We start from the raw sequence: 2,585 nt of genomic DNA, 5'->3' as shown, positions 1-2,585 counted from the left end.
AGGTAGGAACTAAACCCAGGACGCTTCAGATTGAGCCATCATAGGCTCAAGCCTGACAAGCATTTCGTGCAGGTTGTGGCGAGGCTGGATTTGATTGGATGCGCGCAGGTTTCTCGCTCCGATCGTGTGGATGATCGAGTTCGCGATAATTGTGTAGGCCACAGGCGAATTGTCACCAAACCCAGCTTCTTGTAGTTTGGCCCAGGCTCCATCGATCATCGGCAAAAACTGTTCGGTGAACTTGCCCCGCGCGAACCTGTCGGTAATCCCCGGATATGCTAACAATGCGGGGCGTAGATTGTGAGCCATAGCTCGAAACCAGGCTTTCCATTCAAGGTCCGGGTCGGGAACTTCAATCCCGACACATACCCGGTCTACAACAGCATCACAAATGGCTTCCTTGTTTGGAAAATAATGATAAATCACTGAGGGAACCACGCCCAGTTCACGGGCAATGTCCCGTACTGACCATCCCTCAACGCCACTGATCGCGCTTAACTGTACAGCTTGTTTGACAATCAGCTCGCGTGATAGCCCAGCCCTTCGCCCCGTTAGCACAGTGTTCATAAGGTGACCCTAACTTATTCCTTGACCCTTACTAGAACACCATTCTACAATATCCCTAAGTGAAACAGTGTTCTAGTAATGGAGTGTAGTGATGCCCGACCCTCATAGTAATAAGCCGACACAGAGCTCTATTGATCCAGCAGCGCAAGCGAACCTGGTAGTGGGAATCGTTTTTCTCGCCTTTATGGGGCAAATGATTCTCAATCCGATCATCGCGCCACTGTCACGACAGATGGGATTGCGGGAATGGCATATTGGCGCCACTATCTCTTTGGCAGCGATTGTACTAGCGAGCTTGAGTGCTTATTGGGGGCGAGCTTCCCAACGTGTCGGCGCTAAACGTGTACTCGCTGCTGGGCTTGCGATCGCGATCATCGCTTTGAGCGCCTTCGGTATTGTCTCCTACCTGGGGATGAACCAGGTAGTTGGCGGTGTCGGACTAGTTTTTGGTGTTGTGATCACTCGTGGTTTGCTCTATGGTGGAGGGATTTCAGCGATCGCCCCGACCGCGCAAGCCCACCTGGTCACGCATGCTGCCAGCGAGAACGGGCGGGTAAAAGCACTGGGCATGATTGGAGCGGCTCAAGGGATGGCCTCCATTGTTGGAGGTGTTACTGGAGGTGTGTTAGCCGCTGCTGGTGGCCTGCTCTTGCCCTTGGTGGTCATGCCCGTTGTGATGGTGATTGGTCTGGTTGTTCTCTTGGTGAGTTTCGCACCTCAAAGCCGAGGGCAACTTTTTGCAAAGCCTCAACGGATTCGCTTCACTGATCCGCGTGTAGCTCCCTGGCTAGCAACTGGTCTGGTGATGTTTCTTGTGTTTTCTTCTGTTGCTACGATTTTTGGATTCACTGTCCAAGACCGCTTCGCCCTGTCGGCAACTGCGACCGCAGGTATTTCCGCGATTTACCTGACCATCATGGGCGTGACCATGATCATTGCCCAAGCGGTGATTGCTCCAAAGACAGGGTGGGGAGCAGCGAAGCTTTTACGTACTGGTCTGGCCATTACACTAGTTGCAACTGTGCTCATTTGGCCTACCTCCTCGCACGCTTTACTGGTTGTCGGGTGTATCGTGCTGGGGGTAGGTATGGGACTGGCGATGCCCGGGTACAACACTGGCCCAACCTTGAAGATGAGTGCAGATGAGCAAGGCGCAGTGGCTGGCATCATCAACGCTAATAATGGGTTGGCGTACGCGATTGCCCCGCTGGCTTCGACCGCCCTTTACGGGTGGAACCCGCTGGCACCCTTCGCCGTCTGTATCGCCTTGATTGCAGTGGTCGTCATCTACGCCCACACCGTACCCGCACTACGCCAATAACTATGAGCGTGCCTGAAGTAGCCGTTCCATCACGTTATCCGCAGGAGTCGGCCCCGAGTAGTCCACCAGCGAGTTGTCTTTGACGACATCGAAAATCTCGTACCAGAGCGTATTCGCCTGCTTGCTAAACGACTGAGACATGGCCACGAATGGGGACGCGATAGCTGTTAGGACCACGGATTTAGTAACGCTGTGGTGAGTATCCAGTAATGGTTTATTGTCCTGCGCCACCGGGTAGTGGATACCTTCCTTTTCTACGGCGTTGCGGACATTGCCCAGGTCGTGCTCGAAAGCGTACTCAGGGGAATGGACGCCGACGACGGTGAGGCCGGAATCTCGATAAGTGTCGTAAAGCTTCGTGATGTGCTCCCCCGCACGCTGACAGTTGATGCAGGCGTACGCCCAGAAATCAACGAGCATGACACCACCGTCCTGCGGGCTCGGCGGCTGGTCGGCGTTGATCCAGTTCGTCAGCCCCGCGAATTCCGGTGCCGGGCCACAATCCTGCAGCTGCGCGGGGTCGGCGCGGCGGCACGACTGCAGTGAACCGCTCCCAGTTGGTCCGACCTTGTTGAGAGCGTCATTGGCCAAGTCCGAATTCTCAAAACGGTTCGACAGCGACGACGTCCAATTCGGCAGGGCACGCTGGATCGCCGCCGGCGCGTCGAGAGCCAACGCCACAGTGAAGACCAGGATG

General features: G+C 55.1%; 3 protein-coding genes. 1 reads left to right on the top strand and 2 read right to left on the bottom strand.

The annotated features are described in order from the left end of the window. Positions 1-9: 9 nt before the first annotated feature. Positions 10-567: a TetR/AcrR family transcriptional regulator gene (locus HMPREF2990_RS12470; RefSeq protein ID WP_210399974.1), complete on the bottom strand. Its 558-nt coding sequence runs from the start codon at positions 565-567 to the stop codon at positions 10-12. Positions 568-658: 91 nt separating this feature from the next. On the opposite strand from HMPREF2990_RS12470, the gene HMPREF2990_RS08870 reads away from it, so the two are divergent. Further along, positions 659-1,888, top strand: a complete 1,230-nt coding sequence (locus HMPREF2990_RS08870) for an MFS transporter (protein WP_070764181.1) — start codon at positions 659-661, stop codon at positions 1,886-1,888. Here the strand turns inward: HMPREF2990_RS08870 and HMPREF2990_RS08865 are convergent, their stop codons facing one another. Continuing rightward, positions 1,889-2,584, bottom strand: coding sequence for a thioredoxin domain-containing protein (locus HMPREF2990_RS08865; RefSeq protein WP_371575819.1), 696 nt, complete (start codon positions 2,582-2,584; stop codon positions 1,889-1,891). Between the last annotated feature and the right edge of the window lies 1 nt (position 2,585).

Origin of the sequence: Corynebacterium sp. HMSC071B10 (assembly GCF_001814825.1) — a bacterium.
Lineage (GTDB): Bacteria > Actinomycetota > Actinomycetes > Mycobacteriales > Mycobacteriaceae > Corynebacterium.
This window is presented reverse-complemented; position numbering and strand designations above follow the sequence as displayed.